We start from the raw sequence: 24,468 nt of genomic DNA on the forward strand, positions 1-24,468 counted from the left end.
TGACACCAGGTGCCTGCCACCCACGGCGCCGCCCCCAGAGGGTGGATGAGCCGATGGCTAGCCACGGGCCCGCTCCTCGCATGTGCCACAGGTTCCATAGAGCACCGTGCGGGAGAGCTCGATGGAAAAGCCGTGCTCGCTGTGGACGTGCTCCGCCAGCTCGTGCAGGTGGCCGCAGTCCAGCGCGACGACCCTGCCGCAGGAGAGGCACACCATCTGCCCCTCGCCCGCATGGGCGACATCGATGAGGCGATAGAGGGCCTCGCCCCTGCCCGGCGAGATGACCTTGGCAACGGTTCCGGCGCCAACGAGCGCCTCGAGCGTGCGGTATGTCGTCGTGCGGCCCACGGTCGTGCCTGCGGCACGCATGCGGCCAAAGACGTCATCAACGCTCAGGTAGCGGTCGCTGTGCGCCGCCATGAAGCCCTGGATGGCCTGCCGCTGTCGCGTGTTGTACGTACGTCGCCCCGTCATGCGTCACCCTCCCCCATGGCATCAGATTTGAAAACGAAATTCAATTTTAGAAAAGAGGGGGAGCTTGTCAAGCGACATCCGCATCGTGAGCTCGTACCGCCCATCGAACGGGGGCGGGGCGCAGCCCCTATGCGCTCTTCATGATGACGGTACGTACCACACCCGCGGCGGCGTCGCAGGCGTCGAGCGCGCCCTCCATGCGGTCGAACACGCGCATCCAGCCCACCACGTGGCCACGTCGTGCCTCATCGAGCGAGTCATCGTGATACAGGCGGTAGATGGCCTGGTCGTACACATCGTCCCCCTCGTCCTCTATCTCGCCGACGGCGAGGGCCCTCTCGCGCACGAGGGGATCCCTCTTGTAGTCTGCCAGGTGCTCGAACATCTCGTTGAGTGCCACGATGGCGAGCTGCGTAAGCCCCGCGAGCTCACGGGCCTCGCGACGCGTCGCGCTCATGTTGAAGAGGTCGAGGCCGGTGCAGACCCGCTCCATGTAGTCCATGATGTCGTCCATGCGCAGCGCGAGGCTGCTGATGTCATCGCGATCGAACGGCGTGATGAACGAGGTGTAGAGCTCCTTCATGATAGTGCGCACATGCGCATCACAGCGGCCTTCATAGAGCTTCATGGTGGAGATCATCGTGACGGTGCCGGGATAGCCATCCACGAAGCGCACATAGTCGTTGGCGGCCTTCACGAGGTCTGCCGAGAACTTGCGAAGCAGACCATAGAACGGGTCTTCCTTCTTGACGTGAGCCATATGGGTCCCCTTTCCATGCATGCGGACGAAGTGCCTAGAACCAGATGAGGAAGAGCCTGGCCAGCACGAAGCCGATGATGCCGCAACCCGGGAACGTGAAGACCCAAGTGAGCACCATGTCCCTTGCGATGGCCCAGTTGACCGAGCGTACGTTCTCCGCCGCGCCGGCGCCCATGATGGCTGCCGTCTTGGTGTGCGTGGTGGAGACGGGCAGGCCCGTGAGCGTGGCGACGAGCAGCGAGACCGTCGCACTCACGGATGCGGCAAAGCCCTGGTACTTGTCAAGCTGCACCATGCTCATGCCCACGGTCTTGATGATCTTCTTGCCGCCCACGGCCGTGCCCAGCGCCATGACGCCTGCACAGAGCACCATGATCCACAGGGGGAACTTGACGCCTGCCATGCTGGAGGAGCCCGAGGCAAGCACGATGGCCATCATCGCCGTGGACATGAACTTCTGACCATCCTGTGCGCCATGCATGAGGGCGACGCCCGCCGCACCCAGCACCTGCATGCGACCGAAGAAGTCGTTCGCATGCCGTCGATCAACCTGGCGGCAGGCGCGCGGTATGACCTTGGAGATGACCCACCCGGCAGCGTACCCCAGCACCGTGGAGAGCACCAGGCCGTAGATGACCTTCACCCACTCCACCCCATTGACGCCGCCCAAGCCCCCGTGCACGGCGAGCGCCGCGCCGGTGAGGCCCGCGATGAGGGCATGGCTCTCCGACGTGGGGATGCCAAAGATCCAGGCGCCCACGCCCCACCCAACGATGCCCACGGTGGCGGCGGCCAATGCAATGAGCGCGGCGTGCGTGTCCCCGCCAAAGTCGACCATGCCGCTCATGGTGTCCGCCACGGCCGTGGAGACGAGCGTCATGCCCACCAGGCCAACGAAGTTGCAGATGACGCTCATGACGATGGCCTGGTTGACGCCAATGGAGCGCGTGCCCACGGGCTCGGCGATGGCATTGGCGGCATCCGTGGAGCCATTCACGAAGATGGATCCCAGAATGAGCGTCATGACGACGAGCAGAAAGGGGTTGGAGACGAGGATCTCCATGAACTGACCGATGGTGACCATGGTGGCCCTTCTCGAGGATGTCCCATGCATGCGGGGGCACGTGCAGTGGGCCCTATTCTACATGAGCGAAGGGCAGGGGAAACCGGGCGCCCGTAAGGCTAGAGCAGGCAGACGAGGTTTCCCACCAGCAGCGTGGAGGCGGCGGAAAGCGCCACGAGCGCGCGACCCGTCCTGCGTCCCCAGGGCGCAGGCGGCACATGATCACGAACGCCAGCGTTCGGAATCGCTGACGGCACCCCTGCCGTGGTTGGCACCTAGAATGAGTATTCGTATGACATGTGCCAGGACATGGTCCGGGCGTCGGATGTGACAAGGAGGAGTCGTGCAGATCCAGCAGTTGCGTTACCTGGTGGCCGCGGCGGAGCATGGCTCCTTCAGGGCGGCGGCCCAGCACCTCTTCGTCTCGCAGTCGAGCCTGTCCGTGGCCATCGGCGACCTCGAGCGCGAGTGCGGGACCACGGCGTTCAGCCGCACGACCAGGGGCATCACGCTCACGAGCGAGGGCGTGGAGCTTGTGAGCTATGCCCGGCAGGTGCTGGAGCAGGTCGACCTCATGGAGCGCCGCTACGCGCGCGACCGCGTACGGGAGACGCGCCTCTGCGTGTCATCGCAGCATTACTACTTTGTGGTGGAGGCATTCGGCGACTTCGTCGATGCGCACGGCGGCGAGGGCGCCTGTGACTTCTCGCTGCGCGAGACCTACACCAACCAGGTCATCAAGGACGTGCAGGACTCCCGCAGCGACCTGGGCGTCATCTACCTGAGCAACTACAACGACCGCGTCATCAGGCGCGTGCTGGAGGCCGGGGACCTGCGCTTCATGTCGCTCTTCGTGGCGCAGCCTCACGTGTTCGTGAGCGCGCACAACCCGCTGGCCGAGCGCGACTCCATCGCGCCGGAGGAGCTCACGGGGCTCTTCCGCTACGTGCAGGAGCAGGGCATCCAGAGCTCGTCGTACTTCGCCGAGGAGCCGCTGGCCACCATACCCAACGCACGACGTATCACCGTGGGCGACAACGGGACGCTGGCGCGGCTGCTCGCGCGCGGGGAAGGCTATACCATCGCCACGGGCGTCTTTCCCGAGAACGAGGGGCTTGTCTCCGTCCCGCTCGAAACCGACGAGGTCATGAACGTGGGCTACATCGCGCATGCCGACAGGGGGCCGAACCCCCTGCAGGACGAGTTCCTGGGGTTCCTGATGCGTCGCATCATGGACTACAGCGGCACCGTGGAGCCGTCCTCCCTCGTCTTTGACCGCCTGCGACAGGCGGACCCGCCGGCGGGCGACGGGCGCTAGTACAGCACGCAGGTGAAGCTCACGACGCCACCCTTCCAGGAGGCCTTGATGGAGCCGTTGCTCTCCTCGCAGATGTGCTGTGCGATGGACAGGCCAATGCCGTAACCCGACTGGTTGCCATGTGAGGTATCGCCCCGATAGAAACGATCGAAGAGGCGGTTGAAGTCGATCGAGGTGCCGTCCGCATAGGTGTTGGACACCACGATGCGCGCGCCCCGGCGCCAGAACCCCAGCACGCGCGAGCGTTTGAGCGGGGAGACCTTCACGAGGATGCTGCCGTTCTCATCGCAGTACTTGCAGGCGTTGTCCACGAGCAGGCGCAGCAGCTGGCTGACCGTCTCCCGCGACGACGCCACGGTGACGCCGGAGCTGGGCGTGCTCGCGAGCGTCAGGCCACGTTGCTGCGTGACGGCCTGATAGGTCTCGACGACCTCGGCGGCAACCTGGGCGACGTCCACCTCTGCCAGCTCCTGGTCAGCCGGCACCTCTTCCGCGCGAGCGAACTCCACGAGGTTCTTCACGAGGCCATCGAGGTAGTCAACCTGTCGGAGCGTCGATTGGCTCCACTCGGACTCCCCCTGCAGGGCCTCTTCGACCTCGGTGTTCGCGCGTATCACCGCCAAGGGCGTCTTGAGCTCGTGGCTGGCGTTGGTGATGAACTCCTGCTGTCGCTTGGCCGCCTCGATCTCAGGCTCGATGGCGCGGCGCGAGAGGAACCACACGAGCACGAACGCCACGGCAAGGCCCGCGCCAAGGAAGACGAGGGTCATGGAGCGAACCCTGCGGCCCTCCCCCAGCTCCACGGTGCCGTTCACGAAGGCGATGGCCTTGCCGCCGTCGGGTGCGTCCACCACCTTGTAGTAGTAGTCGCCGATGGAGCCCGAGCCAAAGAGGGAGCCCCTCACCTGCTGGGCGAGGTCTACGGCCATCGCGCGATCCATGTCGGCGTCGGCATCCAAGCCGACGTCCAGCACGTTGCCACGGCTGTCCAGGACAACCATGAAGTACTGGACGTCGTGCCTGGCGGTGATGCTCAGGCTGTCGCGGGCGTTCTCGGGCAGGACGCCGTCATTGGTGATGATCGAATCCAGGATGCCATCCATCCGTGACTGGGCTGCATTGACATAGGCGCCGTTCACGGCCACGGCGATGAGGACCATGATGGCCAAGAACGCCATGAGCATGATGGCGATGATCTTCGTGCGCAGGTGGCGGATGGCCTTCTCTCCCATGCGAACCCCCTCGAATATGGCGGGCTAGCCGTGGCGCGACACGTCCAGCGTCACGCCGCTGTCAGCCCCCTCCGCGATGACAAGCGCCGATCCCACGGCAGCGAGCTTGTCCCTGAGGTACGAGAGGTACAGCACGAGGCCCTCGTCCGTGGCGGTGGAATCGTCCCCCCACACATGCCCCAGGATGAAGGCGCGCGAAAGCGGACGGCCCACATTGCGCATGAGCAGCTGCAGGAGCTCGGCCTCGCGCGACGAGAGGCACACGGAGTTCTCGGCCGAGAGCTCGGACGTGCCCATCCTGAGGGTGGTGCCGCCAACCGAGAGTGGGGCATCGTCGGTGGTGGTCTGCCGACACATGGCGCGCACGCGCGCGAGCAGCTCGCGCATGGCAAAGGGCTTGGGCAGGTAGTCGTTGGCACCAGCGTCCAGGCCGGCCACGCGGTCGTCGACCTCCGCCTTGGCCGTCAACAGCAGCACGGGCGTCTTGACGCCACGGTCGCGCATCTTTCGCAGGGCCTCGATGCCGTCCATCCGCGGCATCATGATGTCCAGGATGATGCCGTCAAATGTCTCGGCCATCACGTGGTCGAGCGCCTCCTGGCCATCATACGTGCAGGTGACCTCGTAGCCGCTCTTCTCCAGAATCGCCTGGAGCGCCCGATTGAGGTCGAGGGTGTCCTCTGCGATCAGCAGCCTCATGAGGCCTCGCCACCCCCCATCATGGTCGTGGTGTCGCTTGCGTCACTGGCGCGGATCATGTTCCGGATCGTCTGCATCGAGAGGTCCGTGGAGGCCAGCTCGTCGGCACAGCGCTTGAGCTCCGACGTTATGAGGGCGAGGTTGCCGCCCACGTCGTGCTTGTACTTGATCTGATGCTCGAGGGCCGCCCAGGTGTCCTGTGATATGGTGCGAATCTGGAACTCGGCACAGAGATCCCCCTCCACGCGCACCACCATATGGTAGCTGCGATACCCATTGGGCTTCACGTGGCGGATGTAGTCCTTCTCCTGCACCACCTCGATGCCGGGGAGCGCAGCCACGCGGTCACGCATGAGGTAGACGTCATCGAGGAACGTGCAGACCAGGCGGATGCCCACGATGTCGTAGACGTTCCGGAGCACGACCTCTCCCGTCGGGGACATGCCCTTGCGCGCGCACTTCTCCCGGATGCTCTGGACGCTCTTGATCCTGCCCAGGCAATGCTCGATGGGATCCTCGCCCTGCTCGCGCTCGAGGCTGGCACGCAGCTGCTCGACGCCTGCCAGGAGACGGTCCCTCAGGGCCATGAGGTCGGCGAGCCTGCCCCCGTAGATGGGATCCTCGTTCGCGCCAGCAGTGGCTTCCGTCATGTCGTCGTCTCCTCCAGATGCGCCGGTATCCCTCTAGTCTTGCCCAAAGTGGCGGCACTCTACACCATCCATGCGTGGGAAGACAACAATCGGCATACCCCGACACACAGGAGCTTGCGCCTCATGCCAGGGCGTCAAGGGCAAGCTGGCGCATTCCCACGCCACCCATGGCGTCGTGCGCAAGGATGTTGACGTGCGTGAAGCCGGACGTGATGGCCGCACCGACGGCCACATCAAAGCCCCCGTCCAAAAGCTCGCGCTGGTGCGCGTCCGAGTTGATGAGGATCTCGCCGCCAAAGCCGTGCAGCGCGCGCAGGAGCTCGCGGCGCGGATAGAGCTCCTCCTTGCGGCCGCGGTTGTAGGCACCGCAGTTGATCTCAAACGGAACTCCCTGCCTCACCAGGTGCTCCATGGCCTCCAGGGCCGGCGTCAGGTAGCGTGGGTCCGTCTCGTCAAAGGCGCGCATCTGGTCGTTGAAGCGGGTCACGAGGTCAAAGTGACCCACGAAGCTGCAGTTCGTACGGTCGTGCACCTGTGCCTCGAAGTCGTAGTACGACCGCACGAGCGCATACCAGTCCCCGTCATAGAACTCGCGGCAGAGCGTCTCGAGCATACCGGGCGTGTTGTCCACGCTCATGGGGACCTCGGTCTCGACGGGCAGGAAGTGCGTGGAGCCAATGACGTACTCCGCACCGGGACAGCAGGCGGGGTCGTAGGCATTGTCCAGCTCAACGCCCATGAGGATGTCCAGGCGGTCACCGTAGCGCGCCTTCATGCGGTCCATCTCCGCAACATAGGACGGCCAGTCCATATGGATGTCCGGGTCCATGTGCCCCGAGAAGCCCAGGTGCTCAAAGCCCAGGTCAAGAGCCTGCCGAACCATCTCCTCGGCGGTGTCGGTACCATCACAGAGCACGGTGTGCGTATGGTAGTTGGCTTTGAGCATGGCCTCTCCCGTCACATAGGGGTCGATACCCAGATGGTACCGTCCAAAGCGTACGTACGGTGCGCCTCGCGTGACGTCTGCCCAGTTGGCATTTGCAAAAACGCATCCAACGCACACGTCGAGCGGCGCCCACACCGCACGTGGCGGCGCTCACGACCAACGAGCCTACTGCTTCGGCAGCCTCCCCGACTCCTGGGCGCGCCTGATGGCCATCTCCATGTTGGCAAACATCGGGGCCGTGGAGGCATCGGGCAGCCCCTCGCCCTCGTAGCTGCCGCCAAAGAGGACGCCCAGCATGTCTGGCAGCGGGCTCCTGTAGCCGGAGTCCTCGGGCACATACCCAATGACGTCATAGCCCGATGCCATCAGGGCCATCGAGACCACGGAGAACTCGACGCCGAGCCCCTCCGCAATCTCGGGCAGCGCCCTGTCGGCAGGGAGGTCCTCAAAGCCGAGCTCATCAAGAATGCCCTTCAGGCCGGGGTTCTCCCCCACGAGCTCTCCCACCGGCCGGCTCACGTCCAGCGTCCGTACCTCGTTTGGCATGCCCTCTCCCCTCGTTGCCTACTACTGCCGATAGTACCCCAGAAACTCCTCGAGCTTGTCCATGGCCTCGTGCAGGGTGTGCTTGCGTGGCAGATAGACGATACGGAAGTAGCCCTGGGTCATCCAATTGAACCCCTTGCCGCCCACAACGAGCACGTGCTGGTCCTTGAGCAGGTCAAGGGCAAACTGGTCGTCATCGCTGATATTGAACTTCTTGGGATCGAGTCGGGGGAAGATGTAGAATGCCGCCTTGGGCCTCATCACCGAGACCCCGTCGATGGCCGACAGTCGTTCGTAGACGTAGTTGCGCTGCTCAAAGACGCGCCCGCCCGGCACGAGGAGCCGCTGGGAGGCCTGCGTGCCGCCCAGGCAGGTCTGCACCACGGACTGCGCGGGCACGTTGGAGCACAGGCGCATGTTGGACAGCATGTTGATGCCCTCGATGTAGTCCATGGCCAGGCGCTTGTTGCCCGAGAGGCTCATCCAGCCGATGCGGTAGCCCGCGATCATGTGGCTTTTGGAGAGCCCGTTGAACGTCACGCAGAACAGGTCGGGCGCCAGGCTGGCGATGGAGGTGTGCCGCAGGCCATCCATCACCAGGCGGTCGTAGATCTCGTCCGCGAAGATGACCAACTGGTGCTCGCGTGCGATCTGGACGATGCCCTCCAGCAGCTCACGCGGATAGAGCGCGCCCGTGGGGTTGTTGGGGTTGATGACGACGATGCCCTTGGTGCGCGGCGTGACCTTGGCACGGATGTCATCGAGGTCGGGGCACCAATCCTGCTGCTCGTCGCACAGGTAGTGCACCACATGGCCACCGGCGAGCGTGGCGCAGGCCGTCCACAGCGGGTAGTCGGGGCTGGGGATGAGGATCTCGTCGCCATCGTCCAGGAAGGCCGACATGGCGAGGTTGATGAGCTCGGAGGCGCCATTGCCGGTGTAGATGTCCTCGACGTCCACGTTGGGGATGTCCTTGAGCTGGTCGTACTGCATGATGGCCTTGCGTGCGGAGAAGAGGCCGCGGCTGTCAGAGTAGCCCTCGCACTCGGTGAGCTGATCCTGCATGTCCTTCACGACCTCGTCGGGCGTACGGAAGCCAAAGGGGGCGGGGTTGCCGATGTTGAGCTTGAGGACGTGCGTGCCCTGGTCCTCCATGCGCATGGCCTCGTCGAGCACCGGACCACGCACGTCGTAGAGCACATCGTTAAGCTTGGTGGACTTCTTGAACCTTCTGACGGTCATGGGCAGTTCCTCCTGGGGTGACAACGCTGAAATTGAACTTTTTTGAGTGGGCTGTGTGCCATCGAGCTGGCTCACGGGAACGTCGAGAAGCGTGGCCAGCATGGCAAGCATGCCCGCACGGGGCACGGTCTTGCCGCTCAGATACTGGGAGAGCTGACTTTTTCCCAGCTTGCGGCCCTGCTCATGGGCCAGGCGGACAAGGTCGGACTGCTTGAGACCCCGTTCTCTCAGCGCCGAGGCAAGACGTTCCGCGAAGGTGTCCGCTGCCATATGCCCTCCTTCGGAAGTTAAGTTCAAAACCAGAGTTCAATCAATTGGATATGATGATACTAGTTCACTTCCTACAGGCTACAGTGAGTTCAATATTTGGTTCAATTTATGGATAAGCCGTGGTGACGCAGCTGTCAGCATCGAGACGACCCCGCATGGATCTGCGTGCCGTCGATGGTACGGGGCCCTCCCGGCGTGTGGGTGCCATATGCTCCGTGTGGGTGCCTTTCTCCCGGATGACACAGTCACGACCTGCAGATTCGTTGGCCTCTCTCGGGAGATTGGCACCCACACGAGGCGCATCGGGGGCAACGCCGGGGCACGATGCGACCCAGGGGCGGGCCTAGCCGTGGGTCGCATCTCCCATCACCACATCAACGAGGGCGTCGATGTGCAGCTGCAGGACATCGATGGCGGGAATGGGCAGCTCGCAGCGATGCGCCAGCATGGGCAGCTCCGTGCAGCCAAGGATGACGGCCTGTGCACCCTCGCCAGCCCCCTGCTCCACGATGGAGCGGAAGCGTGCCACGCTCTCGTCGCGCACGACGCCATGCTCGAGCTCGTTGGAGATGATGTCCCACAGCCAGGTCCTCTCCCCGGCGTTGGGAGAGACCACGGGCACGTGCGAGAGGATGATGGGCTGCTTGAGGAAGGGCTGCTCCATGGTCGCCCTGGTGCCCAGCAGGAGCACCGCACGATAGCCCCGACGAACGATCTCGTCGCGTATCACGTCCACGATGCTCACGAGCGGAATGGGCGAGCGATCCACAAGTTGCTCGAACACGATGTGTCCCGTCACGCAGCAAAGCGCAGCCACGTCACAGCCCGCCGATGCCAGATGTTCGATGCCGCCCATGAAGTAGTCCGTCAGCTCGTCCAGGCGCCTCTCGGCCGCCAGGGGCATGACATCGTAACAACTCATGCTCTCGATGGTCAGAGGAGGAAAGTAGTCTCTGCCCACACGCCTGCGGACACCCTGGGTGATACCCAGGTAGTAGTCAATCGTGGATTCGGGACCCACGCCTCCGATGAGACCAAGCTTGTGCATATGCCCCTCCTGTCGCCAGCCGTGGGAACGAGGCCCGTTCCCGTTCGGCCTATCATAGTGGAATGCAACCGGTGACACTTTGAGAGGGGCACCCATGGACGCAGGCTCGCGGACCGCGCTGGGGCTCTTGGCCGAGATGAACGTGCGGTACCTGGTACCGGCGTACCAGCGGCCCTACTCGTGGGACGAGGCCCGTGCCTGCGCTCGCTCGTGGACAACCTGGAACGCCCCGATACGCCGGTCCAGGAGACGTCCGCGCGCATCATGGGCAGCCTGGCGCTCTTCGAGCGCCGTGTCTCCACGCTCCAGGACCTTGGGGCGCTCTGACGGGTCCCCCGGCGCCTGGAGGTGATCTCCATCGAGCTCACGTAGGACCGCGACCAGCCACAGCTCATCTTCGAGTCCATGAACTCCACGGGCAAGGGCCTGAGCTGCGCCGACCTCGTACGCAACTTCGTGCTCATGGACTTCCCCATCACCGAGCAGCGGGAGGTTCACCACAGCTACTGGCGCCAGCTCGAGGTCGTCCTCGCGCGCGTCAAGCAGCATGGCACCGTCAGGGGAGCGACGTGTTCGCAGGCTTCACGCGCTGCTACCTCACCGAGGTGGAGGCACGGCAGGGCTTTGCTGCCATCGACGCCTGCCAGGCACTCAAGGCCCATGCCTGGCAGACGGGCTACAAGGGGCAGGGGCGCATGCGCTTCTTCTGTCTCGACCTGCGTGACCATGCCAACACCTATGCGTCCGCCCTCCCAGGCGAGCATCACGACGCCGCAACGCACAGCGTGGAGCGCATCTCCCCGGCCACGGGGACTGGGCAACCTGGAGACGCTCGGAGCCTCGGGCGAGGGCGCGGACGGCTGGATGCGCTGGCGCCGCGGCGCCGGTGGCCCGCTCCTGGACGCCCTGCGCGAGGAGCTGCTGTAGCGGTGACGCTACCCCTCCCCCAACAGGAGCCCGACCTCCATGAGCTTGACTGCCTCGACAGAGCTCACCGCACGCACGGGTGACGCCTTGAGCAGACGGGTGTCATTGGTCACCAGATAGCTGGCGCCCGCACGAACGGCAGCACACACGACCAGGGAATCCTCAAAGTCACCAATCACATCCTGATACTTCGCTGCGAGCCAGAGGTCGGACTCATCACAGCCTACCGCCGTTGCCACCGAACGCATTCTGTCCACACAGGACCATGCCAAACGGTAGACGTGGCTCGCCTCGTCTTCGGTGAGCCCCCCATGCTCCCTGAGGCATTGTTTGGTACTTCGCTCGCACAGGTAGAAGACGTCCTTTACGGCATGGACGGGGTAGAGTAGCTTGCAGTCGTGCTGTCGGGCACGTCAGATAAGCGTTCTTGCGCCCTCTGTTTGCATGCGCCAAGGTAGCAGTGCGTCCAGCCATACATTTGTGTCCACGAGCAACGAGGGTGTGCCCACAGAGCCCTCGAACGCAGGGATGCTCATGCCAGCCCCTGTGCCGCATAGCGCTCGAAGAGGTCATCTGCAACGGCGGCATCGTCATCGACAGGGGTGACGTCTGTGCCGAGCTCGATATGTGGCCTCAACTGCTCAAGACCATCAGAAATTATCGAGAAATGAGCGGTAGCCTACCGGGCCTCTCCATCGAGGAAGCCACCGGTCTGGCGATCCCACAGGCCAGCATACTCGCCACCCGCCTCCACCAGCTCGTGGTGGGTGCCATCCTCAACCACCTGTCCATGGCTCAGCACCACGATGCGGTCGAGCGACGCCACCGTGGAGAGCCGGTGCGCCACCACGATGGACGTGCGCCCGCGCATGAGGTTCTCGAGCGCGCCCTGCACGAGCGCCTCGGACTCGGAGTCGAGCGCGCTGGTGGCCTCGTCCAGCACGAGGATGGGGGCGTCCACGAGGATGGCACGGGCGATGGCCACGCGCTGGCGCTGGCCGCCGGAGAGCCTGACGCCCCGCTCGCCCACCATGGTGTCGAAGCCCCCAGGCAGACGCTCGATGAACTCGAGCGCGTTGGCTTCGGCGGCCGCCGTGCGGATCTCCCCCTCCGTGGCGTCCGGCTTGCCATAGGCTATGTTCTCGCGGATGGTGCGGTGGAAGAGCAGGGCCTCCTGGGGCACGTAGGCCACCTGCTGGCGCAGGGACTGCTGGGTGCAGTGACTCACGTCCTGTCCGTCCACGAGCACCTGGCCCTGCTGGACATCATCCAGACGCAGCAGCAGCTTGGTGAGGGTGGTCTTGCCCGAGCCGGAGCGGCCCACCAGACCCATGCGCTGCCCGGCGGGAATGTGCAGGTTGAGGTCCTGGAAGACGTAGTCGTCCTCCGGCGCGTCCGGATAGCGAAAGCCGATGTGCGAGAAGTCGATGGCACCCTCCGTCACCTTGAGGGGCTTGGCTCCCTCGTCGTCCGCCACGAGCGTGGGCTCGTCGAGCACACGCGTCATCTCGGCGGCGTCACCCAGAGCACGGTTGATGCGCGCCATCATGGAGTTGAAGTAGTTGAAGCGCATCGTGAGGTTATAGGTATAGGTGAACATCATCACGAGCGTACCGGCGCTGATACCGAACCAGGCGTTGCCGCCCGACACGAAGATGGACACGATGAGCATGATCACCGTGATGAGGAACGACGTGATGAAGCCGCGACGCATGGCGGCGCGCATGTTGACGTTGGCCGCACGCATGGCATCCTGGTCGGCCTGGGTGAACGTGTCGCGCTCGAAGTCCTCGCGCCCGTAGGTCTTCACGGCAAGGATGTTGGTGACGGCGTCGGACAGCACGCCCGAGAGGCGGTTCTGCGCGTTGGAGGCGTCTGAGGCCAGCACCAGGATGCGCTTGTACATGCGATAGGCCAACAGCACGTAGAGCATCAGCATGAGCATGAGGACGAGCACGAAGCTCGGGGCGGAGGGAGCCAGGGTCGTGATGGTGAGCACCACGGAGGCGAGGGTGGGCCACAGGCTGTAGGTGAGCACGTCCACCAGGCCGGAGTAGCCGCTCACGAAGCGCGAGGTCTGGCTCACGAGGCTGCCGCCAAGGCGACTGTCATGGAAGGTCATGGACTGGTTGGAGAGCGTGTCGAAGCACAGGCGCGAGAGCTGGTAGTCCCCGTTGATCTCGAGCTTGTAGACCGAGTAGTCCTGCAACTTGGAGAGCACCTGTCCCACGGCGTTGACCAGCAGGAGGGCCAGGATGTAGGGGCCGAAGACCTGAAACACCTGATCGGCCGCCACGGGAGATGCCTGCACGCGGTCCACGATGAGGCCCATCACATACGTGTTCGCAAAGGTGAGCAGCGCGATGTAGCCAACCGAGCTGATGATGGAGAGGGCGAAGACCCCAGGCTTCTGCCTGGTGACACCCCAGAAGTAATGGAGCGTGCGCCCGATGGTGGCGCGGTCGTTCGCGTCGGTCGTCTTGCGAAGTGCCATGTGATCCCCCAAGTAGGTGCCGTGTGCAGAAGGTGCAGGCGATATACCCGAGGTTGATACCCATTTGTCGGCCGCTGTTTCGGCCTGGGTCTGACTCCGGTCACACAAGGAGGGGGCCTCCCGAAGGAGGCCCCCTGATCATGCGTGGTGTCGGAGGCGGGACTTGAACCCGCACGACCTTTTAGTCAGTCACTAGCACCTCAAGCTAGCGCGTCTGCCAATTCCGCCACTCCGACATTCATATGGTGCAGGAAGAACGATAACACAGCCCTTGACTCATGGCAATGGAAAAAGATGGACCCTGCGACCCATGCGACATCCCGGTCACGCAGCAGAAAGCAAGCTGACAGCCTACAGCCTGACAGAGGCCCCCTTGATGGGATGGGGCTCCGCAAAGTGGCATGCGCAGAAGTGTCCCTGCCTGATCTCGCGCAAGGCAGGGACCTCCTCGGAGCAACGCTCCCGTGCGATGGGACAGCGCGTATGAAACGGACAGCCTGAGGGCGGGTCAATGGGCGAAGGCACGTCACCGGCAAGGATGATGCGCTTACGCTTGTGCTGGACGTCAGGATCGGGGACGGGCACCGCAGAGAGCAGCGATTGCGTGTAGGGGTGGCAGGGTTCCACATAGAGGGACTTCCAACCGGAGCACTCCATGAGGTGTCCCAGGTACATGACAGCCACACGATCGGAGCTATGCTGCACCACCGAAAGGTCATGCGCAATGAAGAGGTATGCCGTCTCGTACTCCCTCTGCAGGTCGGAAAGCAGGTTCAGGACCTGGGCTTGGATGGAGACATCGAGCGCCGAGACCGGCTCGTCGCAGATGATGAGCTTCGGATGCACGGCAAAGGCGCGAGCGATGCCCACACGCTGGCGCTGACCACCGGAGAACTCATGGGGATAGCGGTTGATGTGCTCGGGATTCAGGCCAACGATATCCAGAAGATCTCGCACATACTTCGTGCGCTTCGCCCGATCGGGCAGGATCCCATGAATCAGCAGTGGTTCGGAGATGATCTCCCCGATGGTCATGCGTGGGTTCAACGATGCGTAAGGGTCCTGGAAGATATACTGGATGTCACGATGCATCGCTTTGAACTCGGACCTGCTCATCTTGGCAATGTCCTTGCCATCGAAGAGGACCCTCCCGGACGTAGGGGTCGTCAGGCGCATGATGGACCGCCCGGTCGTGGACTTGCCACAGCCGGATTCGCCAACAAGACCGAAGGTCTCACCTGGATAGATGTCAAAGCTCACGTCCTCGACGGCGTGGACCCTCTTCGCATCTCTACGCTTGGAGGCGATCACGCCGGACTCGATGGGAAACTCCTTGGTGAGGTGCTCGACCCGTAGCAGAGGCCTCCGCTCGGTGCGAGCCTCCCTGTGCTCGGTACGTGACATCCTATGCCTCGCCTCCTTCCCCGTTCGAGGCGCCCACAGACGCGGCGCCGTCACCGTCCTTCGACCGCGAGGTGTGCGGCGCATTCCTCGCAACGAACGCGGCATCATGCGAGTAGTGGCAGCGGGAATAGTGGCCTGTCTCGCCTACATAGAGCTCGGGCTCCTTCGCCCTACAGAGATCGGTCGCATAGGGGCAGCGTGGCGCAAACACACAGCCTGCAGGTACGCTCACCAATGAGGGCGGATTGCCCTTGATGGGCGTGAGCGCATGCTTGGCATCCATGATGGGATCAGGGATGGAGCGTGTGAGACCCCAGGTATAGGGGTGCATCGATGCATAGAAGATCTCGTCTGCCGTGCCGAATTCGACGGGCTGCCCCGCGTACATGACCATGATCTTGTCCGCCACGTCAGCGACGACACCGAGGTCGTGCGTGATCATGATGATGGCGTTGCCGTTCTGACTCTGCATCTGTTGCATGAGCTCGATGATCTGCGCCTGGATCGTGACGTCAAGGGCGGTGGTGGGCTCGTCGGCAATGAGGATGTCGGGATCGCAGGCAAGCGCCATGGCAATCATGACGCGCTGACGCATGCCACCAGAAAACTCATGGGGGTAGTCCCTCACGCGCTGCTCGGGATTGGGGATGCCCACCATGTCAAGAAGCTCGATGGAACGCTGGAGCGCCTGCCTCTTGCTGTACCCACGATGGAGGATCATGCCCTCGCTGAGCTGGCGCCCTATGGTATAGACCGGATTGAGGGAGGTCATCGGATCCTGGAAGATCATCGCGATGTCGTTGCCACGGATGTGCTCCATCTGCTCCTCGCCCATCTTGAGCAGGGACTCACCGTGATAGCGGACATCTCCGCCCTCGATGCGCCCCGGTGGCATGTCAACTAGGCCCATGATGGTAAGGGATGTGACGGACTTGCCCGAGCCAGACTCCCCGACAACTCCCAGCGTCTCCCCCCTGTCAAGCGTATACGAGACACCATTGACGGCCTTTACGACACCATCCTGCGTGTGAAAGTACATCCTGAGATCGTCAACCTCAAGCAGATGCCGTCCGTCAGGAACCGGCTGCTCCTTGAGATCCCTATAGGTGACGTCCTTCTTCCTTCTGAATAGCATCATGCATCCTTCATCTTGACGTCGAGGGCATCGCGCAGACCGTCACCAAGGAGCGTGAACGCAAGGACGGTCAGCAAGATCGCAAGGCCCGGCATGATCATGAGCCATGGTTGTGTCGCAAGGAACTTCTGTCCATCCTCAATGAGGATTCCCCAGGAGGGGTCGGGTGGGACGACGCCCATGCCCAGAAACGAGAGCGCCGCCTCGGTGAGAATGGCGCCACCGATGTTCATCGTGGCATAGACCACAATGGATGCGACGGAGTTGGGGAAGATGTGTCGCACGATGATGCGCGCATCCGATGCGCCCATGGAACGTGCGGCATCCACGTAATCGTTCTCCTTGACCGAGAGAATCGCCGAGCGGAACACGCGAGCGATGGAGGGCCATCCCAGAACGCCGATGGCAATGAACACGTTTTGGATGCCGGACCCCAACACCGCCAGCATCACGATCACGAAGAGCGTATAGGGGAATGCCAGGAAGATGTCGGCAAGGCGCATGATTATGGTGTCCCATATACCACCATGGTAGGCCGCAAGCGCACCCATCACCAGGCCGATGGCCGTGGAAATCGCCGTTGCCAGGATGCCGACGGCCAGGGAGATGCGCGCACCATAGATGACGCGCGAGAGCACGTCACGTCCAACCTGGTCGGTGCCAAAGGGATGCTGGGCGCTCATAGGCAGGCGAGCGTCATAGAGCTGGGCCGTGGGACTACCAAGTGCCTGGGGAACCCAGAGGTCGGCGGTGAGGGCCACGATGACGATGAAGACGACCCACACGACAGCGGCAATGGCAAGCCGATTCCTGCGGAGACGTGCGAAGGCGTCACCCCAGAGCGTGCGGGAGGGTGCCGCCGAGACCGCTTGGGTGCCCTCGGGAGGTGCGGCACTGCGCTGATCCTCCGGCGTCTCAATGCCCACGGGCTCGCCCTTCCTGATGGTCTGAAAGGTCTTCCTCATGCGTCCCACCTACCCCTGGTCCTTGGACTTGCCATATCTGATACGTGGATCAAGGAAGGCATAGCTGATGTCGACGACGAGGTTGATGACCATAACCACCAGGACAATGACCGTCACGGACCCAAGCACGATGGGCCAGTCGCGCTGCGTGATGGCACGATAGGTCTCGTATCCCACTCCGGGCCAGTTGAAGACCGTCTCGGTAAGGATGGCGCCGGCAAGCATGGTGCCGAAGTCAATGCCGATGTAGGTCACGACGGGAATGAGGGCGTTCTTCAGGGCATGATGAAGAATGACCGCATGACGAGAGAGGCCCTTGGCGCGAGCCGTGCGAATGTAATCCTGGTTCATGATCTCCAGCAACTGGGAACGCATGATACGCGCCGTATACGCCGTCGAGACCGATGCGAGCGTAATGGCTGGAAGGATGTAGTACATGCCACTGCTGAACTCGGCATATGGTCCACCCGCCCCAGAGATGGGCAGATAGGCCGATCCTCCCGTGGCATTCTTGAGCACAATGCCGAAAAGGAGCTGCAGGAGCATGCCCAACCAGAATGCCGGCATGGCCACGAGGATGGACGTCGAGAGAGTCACCAGGACGTCCCAGAACGAGTATCTCTTGATGGCCGAGACCATCCCGGCAAGGATGCCTATCACCGCCTCTATCAGAATGGCCACGATGGCCAAACGGATGGTATAGGGATACTTCTCGGCAAGGATGTCGGCAACGGGTCTACCCGACTGCTGATAGGAGACGCCCAGATCGCCGTGGAGCAGACCACCGACATACAGCACATAACGCTTCCAGAGAGGGGTCTCGATGGTATGCCCTGTCTCGTCATAGACGATGTTGCCATCTCCGTCGGTCTCGATGAGGTGATAGGTGGCACGCAGGTTGTTCTCGGTCACCTGGTCAAGCTGCTTTTCGCCCGCGATGAGCTTGATGGGATCGCCGGGAACGACGTTCTGCATCAGGAACAGGATGAGCGTCACACCCAAAAAGACGGGAATGAACTGCAGGATGCGCTTTGCGATGTATCTACCCATGAAGGGGACTCTCCTTGGTTGGGTCTGCCCCTGACAGGGACGAAGGCACGTCTTGCCTGGGACGAACCCATATGAACGGGGGCGGGCACCTAACCTGATACCCGCTCCCGACCTCTGCTGTCTTGGGATGGCCTGCGCCGTGAGGCTACGCCTTGAGCGTCGTCGTGGCGAAGTCCACCTTGTTCTGAGGGTCGAGATAGAGGCTCTCGACTCGCTCGCTACCCACCCAGTTGTGGGCGTAGAACATCAGGGGGACGATGGGCATGTCCTCGCCGATGAGCTGATTGACCTCGCGGAGCTTGGCCTTGCGCTCCTCCTCGTCAGCAATCTGTCGGGCATCATCGATGCCCTGGTCCACCTCGTCATCCTTATACTTGGAGTAGTTGTTGTCAGCGGTGCTGTAGAAGTTGGGGTAGAGCATGTTGTCGATCGTGGGATAGTCGGCAATCCAGCCGAGACGTCCCATCGTAAAGTCGCCGCCCTTGAGCTTTTGCAGATAGGAGGCCCACTCCTGGGACTCTTGCTGAACCTTCAGCCCCACGGCCTCAAGATCGCTCTGCACCATGGACATGATGTCCTCATGGCCACCACCCGAGTTATAGGAGAGAGTCACCTCGGTACCGGCAAGGCCGTTGTCGTCAATGAGCTTCTGGGCCGCATCCTTGTCGTACCTGCAGTCCGCCCAGGCGTTGCTGCCGTCGGGATCGAGCACCGTGGGGATGACGCTGTCGGCTGGGATGCGTGTGCCCTCGAAGAGCGTGTCACAGATGCTCTGCCTATCGATGGCCAGCGAGACGGCATGACGCAGGTTCTTGTCAGGCATCTTCTCGATGTTGATGGCGAGGTAGTAGACGGACAGCTCGGCGCCCGTCAGGGTCTGGTGGCCCGGCGTCACGGTGTAGCCGTCATCCGACTTGCCGTACTTCTCGATGGTCTCGTTGAAGCGACCGGTGGGGATCTGCGCCATGTCGATATTGCCGCCCTCGAACTCGCGGAAGGCCGTGTCGGGATCCTTCTGGATGGAGAAGTTGATACCGTCGAGCTTGGCCTTCTCGCCATAATAGTCATCGAAGCGCACGACGTTGATGTATTGGTCGGCCACCCACTGGCCATCCATCTTGAAGGGGCCATTGCCAATGGGGGCCACCAGGAAGGACTCGGGGTCGTCGAGGGCAGCCTGGGGCACGGGCGCCAATGCGGAATGCGTGCACACCGTAAGGAAGTCGGCCATGGACGAGCTTAGGGTCACCTCGAACGTGGTGTCATCCACGGCCTTGAGGCCCTCCATCTCGGTTGCCGTGCCCTTGAGAAACTCGTCGTATCCCTTGACGGGAGCAAGATGGTAGTTGATCTCAGATGGGGTAGCCATCTTTGGGTTGACGATGCGCTCCCAACCGCGCTTGAAGGAGGCCGCATCGACGGCATCACCGTTGTGGAACGTGGCCCCCTTGACGAGATGGAAGGTGAAGACGGTGTCATCGTCATTGACCTCCCAGGACTCGGCGGCCTTGCCCACGACCTCGTGCTTGCTCCAGTCGTAGCCGACCAGCGCGTCGAAGAGGATGTGCTCGACCTGTGTGCCCTGATCCTCCTGCGTGTTGTAGGGGTCGATGGCAACGGGATTGTTGATGTAGTACTTGAGCGTGCCGCCCTTCTTGCCTTGGCCCGTGCTGCCGTCCCTCTTGCCGCAGGCGGCCAGGGTGGCAAGGGCACTAGCGGCAAGCCCTCCCCCAATGAAGCCGCGACGACTCACCACATGATCGTTTTTCATGCTCTCCTCCTCTGTTGACGGGAACCGCTCCAACCTGACACCGCCACGACACCACATGAATCGCTCCGCCACCTTACATACTGGTTATTTTAAGGAACAATGGGCATGGTATCGCCTTGCGGTGGTCGCTTGTTGCGTGGTTGTAACGCATGAGTATACTAGGTTCATCCACAGGCCCATCCGGACACTCGGGTCTTGCTCCCAAACCTACCCGCATGCGCCCCGCCGAGGCCGAGCTGGGATGCTGGAGTCGCTCTACACCATCGAGCCGCCTACGAATCGGGGTACGTCCACCCGCTCGATCGCCTGCAGTTGGTGAGAGCCCAAGGCCGCAGTGGACAAACTGGAGGGGCACAGGGAGGCCGTGCTCGTGGAGGACGCATCCACCCCCTCTTCGCCTTCGGATGCGGGCCGATTGCCACCAACAGCTCGGTGTGACTGACCGCATGGCGAAAGGCGTCCGAAACGGGACAGGACCCCCACGGCCGCGAGGCGATTGGAAGGGGGCCTCCCGCAGGAGGCCCCCGACGATGCATGGCGCCAGTGGCGGGACTCGCATCCGCTTGACCCTCCAGTCAGCCACTAGCAACTCAGCTAGTGTGTCTGCCGATTCACTCACTCTGACCTTCATGTGCCACAGGTGGAGCGATAACACAACCATCACGCCATCGCGGCGACTCTGTTGACTTACTGTTCCTTCTCCCATCCGACATTCTCGGCAACGATGTCCAACAGCAGGGCCGGTCCCCAGTTGGCAAGCCCCTTCTTGCAGACGATGGTGTCCGCGCCACTATACAGGGGGATGAACGCATAGGATGCAAGAGCCTCCCTCTCTGCCTCGTTGAAGGCCTTCATCTGCTCCCCATGATCCTCGATGCCCGTCACCGCGAGGAACTTGGCATCGAGCTCCGCACTGCCAGCATGGGTGTAGTTCGACTCTGAGGTAGAGCCGAAGAGCTGTCCACCGTTGTTATAGGTCGCGCTGCCGGAACTCCAGGCAAAGAGGATAGTGTCCCACTCGCCACCCGTAAGCGTCTTTGAGAACTCAGAGCTGGGCTTGTTCACAATGGTGACGTTCATTCCCGCATCCTTAGCCATCTTCTGGATGGCGGCGGCACGGTTCTTGACGACGTTGGAGTCACCAATGGCCGTAAAGCTAAAGGCGACCTGCTTGCCCTCCTTGACATAATAGCCGTCCGAATCCAGTTCGTAGCCGGCATCCTCAAAAGTCTTCTTGGCCGCGGCAGTCTGAGCCTCAGCGGTGGTATTGGCCGATACGTCTTCGGGTAGATTGTCCTCGTAGCCATCCATCCACGGAAGGATGCAAAGGGAACCTAGGCGATCCTCCTTCCAGTTCACTCCCTGATACACGATGCCCAAGATGGTCTCGGCGTTGATGCACTGCATGAAGGCTCTCCGCACCTCGATATCTGAGAGGGAGTCGCGCTCGGTGTTGACCTCCAGGCACGCAATGGACTTGCTGTCGGAACGACGGATCTCGACATCGTCCATGCCCTGGAAGTTGGAGAGCATCTCGCCTGTGCCACTCTGTCCAAGTTCGGTTGCGTCGAGTTCACCGTTCTTGAAGGCATTGAACTCTGCCTGGGCCTCCATCTGTTTGAAGGTGACCGACTCAAGCTTGGCAGCGTCGCCCCACCATTCGGAGTTACGCACGAAGGTGATTTGGGTCTCATCCACGGAATCTACGATGAAGGGACCACAACCCCACTCGTTATGGGGATTCATCTTCCAACCATCGTTAAAGACCTCGGGACTGGCAGCACTGGGATGCAGGAAGCCCACAAGGGCCTCGTACGGATAGTAGGGCTGGGAGAAGGTGATGATGGCCTGCTTGTCGTTCTCACCTCTTTTTACGCTCTCGACCTGATTCCAACCATCGGTCGAAGAGGGAGTGTAGTCGGAGTTCGTACCATTCATCACCGTCCAGAGGGCCTCGACGGCACGCCAGTCGATGGGCGTTCCGTCATTAAATGTTGCCTTTTCGGCAATATCAATGGTCACAACCTCCTTGTCACTATCCTCCGTGACGGAAGAGGACTCGATGAAGTTAGGATCGGGTTTGAACTCGCTTGCCGTGGCATTGCAGAGGAAGGGAATTGCTGCCGGATTATAGAAGCGCCAGAACCAATTCATATAGACAGAGTTGCCGTTGACGCTGAAGTAGTTGAAGTCGGGACCCACCTCAGCTACAGGGAACGTCACAGTGCCGCCATCCTTGAGCTTGTCACGATCCTGGGGGTTGTTGTAGACCTTGCCCTTTTCGGGAAGCGGAAGCTTGTCGAGATCGGTCGTAGCCGGAGATCCCGACTGGGGCTCCGCATCCGACGAGCCGCCGTTACCGTCACTGCCACCACAGCCAGCCAGCCCCAGGCCGGCAACCGTGGCGGTGGCCACACCAGCGGTACCGAGGAACGTCCTACGCGTGAATGAATGTGCCATGGTTATCCTCCCTTTGGATTTTTTGATGCAGAGTTAAGTATACGAATTATCTGATGCACGTACGCACACACAGTGCCTAATCGGTCAATGCAAGAAGCCGTTCGAGCCGCTCGACCGTCTGGGCAAAGGAGGCAAGCGCCTCACTGACGGCAACACCCGAGGCCATGTCCACGCCAGCCCCGGCAAGGAGGTCGATGGGAGGCCTGGAGTTGCCGCTCGAAAGGAATTCGAGGTAACGCTTGCGTGCGGGCTCCCCCTCCCTGAGGATGCGTTCCGAGAGCGCAACCGCCGCGGCAAAGCTCGTCGCATATACGTAGACGTAGTAGTTGTAGTAGAAGTGCGGGATGCGCGACCATTCGAGCGCTATCTCCCCGTCCGAGACATTCGCTGGACCGTAATAGAGGTCGTTGAGCGCACGATAGCGCTCGGAGAGGGCATCGGCACCCGTGCCCTCGCCCTTCGCGGAGGCCCCATTGGCATCGCGCTCGAACTCGGCGAACATCGTCTGGCGATACAGCGTGCTCTTGAACTGGTTGCACAGGTGGTCGAGCAGGAAGGCGCGCATGGCATCGTCCGTGGCGTGATCGAACAGGTGGTGCATGAGGAGCATCTCGTTGGTCGTGGAGGCCACCTCCGCCACGAACATCTCATATGCGGCATAGCGCGTGGGCTGCGCCCTGTTGGTGAGGAAGGTGTGCATGGAGTGGCCCGTCTCGTGCACCAGGGTGAAGACGTCCTCAAGCGCACCCTGGAAGTTGAGGAGGATGAGGGGCCTCACGCCACGACCGCCCGAGGAGTAGGCGCCACTGGCCTTGCCAGGCGTCTCGTAGACGTCATACCAACGCTCGTCGATGGCCTTGCGTACCTGGGCGACATAGTCCTCCCCCAAGGGCGCCAACGCATCGAGCATGAGGTCACACGCCTCCTCAAAGCTGTAGCAGCGCTCCGGCGTGTCCACGATGGGCACATAGACGTCCCAATAGCGCGCGGGTGAGAGGCCCAGCGCCCTAGCCCGCAGGCTCATGTAGCGATGCATGGTGGGGGCGTTCTGGTGAACGGCATCGATGAGGCCATCGTAGACCGACAGGGGAATCTCGGTAGGGGCAAGGGATGCCTCAAGCGAGGAGCCGTAGTGGCGGGCATCGGCAAAGAACGCCAGCTGCTTCATCTGCGACCCCAAGACGGCAGCGCTCGTGTTCTTGATCTTGTCATAGGTTCCGTACACGCTGTGATAGGCGCTCTCGCGCAGGGTACGATCCTTGTCCTGCAGCAGCACGCCATAGCTGCCATGCGTCACATGGTGCGCCTTGCCCTGGGAGTCGATGGCATCGGGGAAGGTGAGGTCGGCATCGTTGAGCATGGAGAACACCTGGCCGGGACCGGCGGCCATCTCCTGAGCCTTGGCCAGCAGGGCCTCCTCGGCAGGCGGCAGCACGTGGTCACGCAGGGCACGGACCTTGTCGAGGGCGCGACGGTACTTTGCAAGTGCGGGAAGCTCCTGATACCAGCCCTCAAGCGTCGCGTCATCAAGCGCCATCAGGGCGGGCTCGAACCATGCGGCAGCCGCAGAGGTACGCGCGGACAGGGCCACCACCTGGCTCTTGAGATCCTGGAACCTACTTATGGTATGGTCCTCGTCGGCACGACGAAACACATACTCGCCTATGCGATCCAAGGTAAGCTCGGCCTCGTCATCAAAGCGCAGATACCCCAGGAGTTCCTGGGCGCTATGGAGCGCCTTGGATTCCCAGGCGGCGTAGGCCTCGGGCAAGCCCTGGGCGTCCGTGATGGCCTTGACACAGTCCTCCACGCTAGCAAAGACGGAGGCAATGTCCCACGTGTACCTCTCGGGGATGTCCTCCCGATGCTGATAGGTGGGAAAATCGCTCTTTTTCATGAGCCTTCCTTTCTGATGGTCGACAGAGGCGAATGAAGTGCACGAACAACAACCAGATGGTACCGTTCGAGACAAAAGTGGAGCCCACCTGATGCGGACTCCACAGAGTGACAGCAC

22 protein-coding genes and 1 tRNA gene are annotated in these 24,468 nt (G+C 62.3%); 3 read left to right on the forward strand and 20 right to left on the reverse strand.

The window, feature by feature from the left end; genetic code table 11:
- Positions 1 to 57: 57 nt before the first annotated feature.
- The 3 genes from HMPREF1316_RS09915 to HMPREF1316_RS09925 all read right to left on the reverse strand — a co-directional run bounded on the left by HMPREF1316_RS09915 (position 58) and on the right by HMPREF1316_RS09925 (position 2,318).
- Entirely contained in the window at positions 58 to 474 is a 417-nt protein-coding gene (locus tag HMPREF1316_RS09915) for a Fur family transcriptional regulator (protein ID WP_021726789.1), read from the reverse strand.
- A gap of 127 nt (positions 475 to 601) precedes the next feature.
- A complete protein-coding gene (locus tag HMPREF1316_RS09920; RefSeq protein WP_021726875.1) occupies positions 602 to 1,234 on the reverse strand; it encodes a DUF47 domain-containing protein in 633 nt (210 codons plus the stop codon).
- Positions 1,235 to 1,268: 34 nt separating this feature from the next.
- Positions 1,269 to 2,318, reverse strand: a complete 1,050-nt coding sequence (locus HMPREF1316_RS09925; RefSeq protein ID WP_021726898.1) for an inorganic phosphate transporter — start codon at positions 2,316 to 2,318, stop codon at positions 1,269 to 1,271.
- A gap of 322 nt (positions 2,319 to 2,640) precedes the next feature.
- Between HMPREF1316_RS09925 and HMPREF1316_RS09930 the strand changes: the two genes are divergently transcribed.
- Entirely contained in the window at positions 2,641 to 3,615 is a 975-nt protein-coding gene (locus HMPREF1316_RS09930) for a LysR family transcriptional regulator (protein ID WP_021726925.1), read from the forward strand.
- On the opposite strand, the gene HMPREF1316_RS13375 is transcribed toward HMPREF1316_RS09930, so the two are convergent.
- The 7 genes from HMPREF1316_RS13375 to HMPREF1316_RS09965 all read right to left on the reverse strand — a co-directional run bounded on the left by HMPREF1316_RS13375 (position 3,612) and on the right by HMPREF1316_RS09965 (position 10,248).
- Entirely contained in the window at positions 3,612 to 4,847 is a 1,236-nt protein-coding gene (locus tag HMPREF1316_RS13375) for a sensor histidine kinase (protein WP_021726842.1), read from the reverse strand. The genes HMPREF1316_RS09930 and HMPREF1316_RS13375 overlap by 4 nt on opposite strands.
- 24 nt (positions 4,848 to 4,871) lie before the next feature.
- Positions 4,872 to 5,546, reverse strand: a complete 675-nt coding sequence (locus HMPREF1316_RS09940) for a response regulator transcription factor (protein WP_021726808.1) — start codon at positions 5,544 to 5,546, stop codon at positions 4,872 to 4,874.
- Positions 5,543 to 6,196 (reverse strand): GTP pyrophosphokinase, encoded by a 654-nt coding sequence (locus HMPREF1316_RS09945; protein ID WP_021726878.1) that lies wholly within the window; start codon positions 6,194 to 6,196, stop codon positions 5,543 to 5,545. Before HMPREF1316_RS09945 ends, HMPREF1316_RS09940 begins: the two co-directional genes overlap by 4 nt.
- 121 nt (positions 6,197 to 6,317) lie before the next feature.
- The gene (locus tag HMPREF1316_RS09950) at positions 6,318 to 7,142 is read right to left on the reverse strand and encodes a histidinol-phosphatase HisJ family protein (protein ID WP_051332996.1); all 825 of its coding nucleotides are present in this window, start codon (positions 7,140 to 7,142) and stop codon (positions 6,318 to 6,320) included.
- A 165-nt stretch (positions 7,143 to 7,307) separates the two neighbouring features.
- A complete protein-coding gene (locus tag HMPREF1316_RS09955; RefSeq protein ID WP_021726788.1) occupies positions 7,308 to 7,688 on the reverse strand; it encodes a hypothetical protein in 381 nt (126 codons plus the stop codon).
- A 21-nt stretch (positions 7,689 to 7,709) separates the two neighbouring features.
- A complete protein-coding gene (locus tag HMPREF1316_RS09960; protein ID WP_021726771.1) occupies positions 7,710 to 9,200 on the reverse strand; it encodes an aminotransferase class I/II-fold pyridoxal phosphate-dependent enzyme in 1,491 nt (496 codons plus the stop codon).
- Positions 9,201 to 9,543: 343 nt separating this feature from the next.
- Entirely contained in the window at positions 9,544 to 10,248 is a 705-nt protein-coding gene (locus HMPREF1316_RS09965) for an aspartate/glutamate racemase family protein (protein WP_021726923.1), read from the reverse strand.
- A gap of 180 nt (positions 10,249 to 10,428) precedes the next feature.
- Between HMPREF1316_RS09965 and HMPREF1316_RS14130 the strand changes: the two genes are divergently transcribed.
- Entirely contained in the window at positions 10,429 to 10,575 is a 147-nt protein-coding gene (locus tag HMPREF1316_RS14130) for a hypothetical protein (RefSeq protein WP_021726912.1), read from the forward strand.
- Positions 10,576 to 10,974: 399 nt separating this feature from the next.
- Positions 10,975 to 11,175, forward strand: a complete 201-nt coding sequence (locus tag HMPREF1316_RS14135; protein WP_156901051.1) for a hypothetical protein — start codon at positions 10,975 to 10,977, stop codon at positions 11,173 to 11,175.
- Between the two features lie 8 nt (positions 11,176 to 11,183).
- Here HMPREF1316_RS14135 and HMPREF1316_RS14140 read toward each other — a convergent pair whose 3' ends face one another.
- The 10 genes from HMPREF1316_RS14140 to pepF form a co-directional block, all read right to left on the reverse strand.
- Entirely contained in the window at positions 11,184 to 11,432 is a 249-nt protein-coding gene (locus tag HMPREF1316_RS14140; protein ID WP_198009653.1) for a hypothetical protein, read from the reverse strand.
- Positions 11,433 to 11,854: 422 nt separating this feature from the next.
- The gene (locus HMPREF1316_RS09980; protein WP_021726913.1) at positions 11,855 to 13,669 is read right to left on the reverse strand and encodes an ABC transporter ATP-binding protein; all 1,815 of its coding nucleotides are present in this window, start codon (positions 13,667 to 13,669) and stop codon (positions 11,855 to 11,857) included.
- 145 nt (positions 13,670 to 13,814) lie between these two features.
- Positions 13,815 to 13,905: transfer RNA gene (locus tag HMPREF1316_RS09985), tRNA-Leu, on the reverse strand.
- A gap of 115 nt (positions 13,906 to 14,020) precedes the next feature.
- Entirely contained in the window at positions 14,021 to 15,073 is a 1,053-nt protein-coding gene (locus HMPREF1316_RS09990) for an ABC transporter ATP-binding protein (RefSeq protein WP_021726844.1), read from the reverse strand.
- Position 15,074: 1 nt separating this feature from the next.
- Positions 15,075 to 16,211 (reverse strand): ABC transporter ATP-binding protein, encoded by a 1,137-nt coding sequence (locus HMPREF1316_RS09995; protein WP_040652124.1) that lies wholly within the window; start codon positions 16,209 to 16,211, stop codon positions 15,075 to 15,077.
- On the reverse strand, positions 16,208 to 17,173 hold the full coding sequence (locus tag HMPREF1316_RS10000) for an ABC transporter permease (RefSeq protein ID WP_040652218.1): 966 nt from the start codon (positions 17,171 to 17,173) through the stop codon (positions 16,208 to 16,210). Before HMPREF1316_RS10000 ends, HMPREF1316_RS09995 begins: the two co-directional genes overlap by 4 nt.
- A gap of 9 nt (positions 17,174 to 17,182) precedes the next feature.
- Positions 17,183 to 18,223, reverse strand: coding sequence for an ABC transporter permease (locus tag HMPREF1316_RS10005; protein ID WP_021726879.1), 1,041 nt, complete (start codon positions 18,221 to 18,223; stop codon positions 17,183 to 17,185).
- A gap of 145 nt (positions 18,224 to 18,368) precedes the next feature.
- Positions 18,369 to 19,994: a peptide ABC transporter substrate-binding protein gene (locus tag HMPREF1316_RS10010; protein ID WP_021726795.1), complete on the reverse strand. Its 1,626-nt coding sequence runs from the start codon at positions 19,992 to 19,994 to the stop codon at positions 18,369 to 18,371.
- Positions 19,995 to 20,681: 687 nt separating this feature from the next.
- On the reverse strand, positions 20,682 to 22,454 hold the full coding sequence (locus HMPREF1316_RS10015; RefSeq protein ID WP_021726809.1) for an ABC transporter family substrate-binding protein: 1,773 nt from the start codon (positions 22,452 to 22,454) through the stop codon (positions 20,682 to 20,684).
- A 76-nt stretch (positions 22,455 to 22,530) separates the two neighbouring features.
- Complete coding sequence (gene pepF, locus HMPREF1316_RS10020) at positions 22,531 to 24,351, reverse strand: oligoendopeptidase F (protein WP_021726793.1); 1,821 nt, start codon at positions 24,349 to 24,351, stop codon at positions 22,531 to 22,533.
- Positions 24,352 to 24,468: the final 117 nt, after the last annotated feature.

This window comes from Olsenella profusa F0195, assembly GCF_000468755.1.
Lineage (GTDB): Bacteria > Actinomycetota > Coriobacteriia > Coriobacteriales > Atopobiaceae > Olsenella_F > Olsenella_F profusa.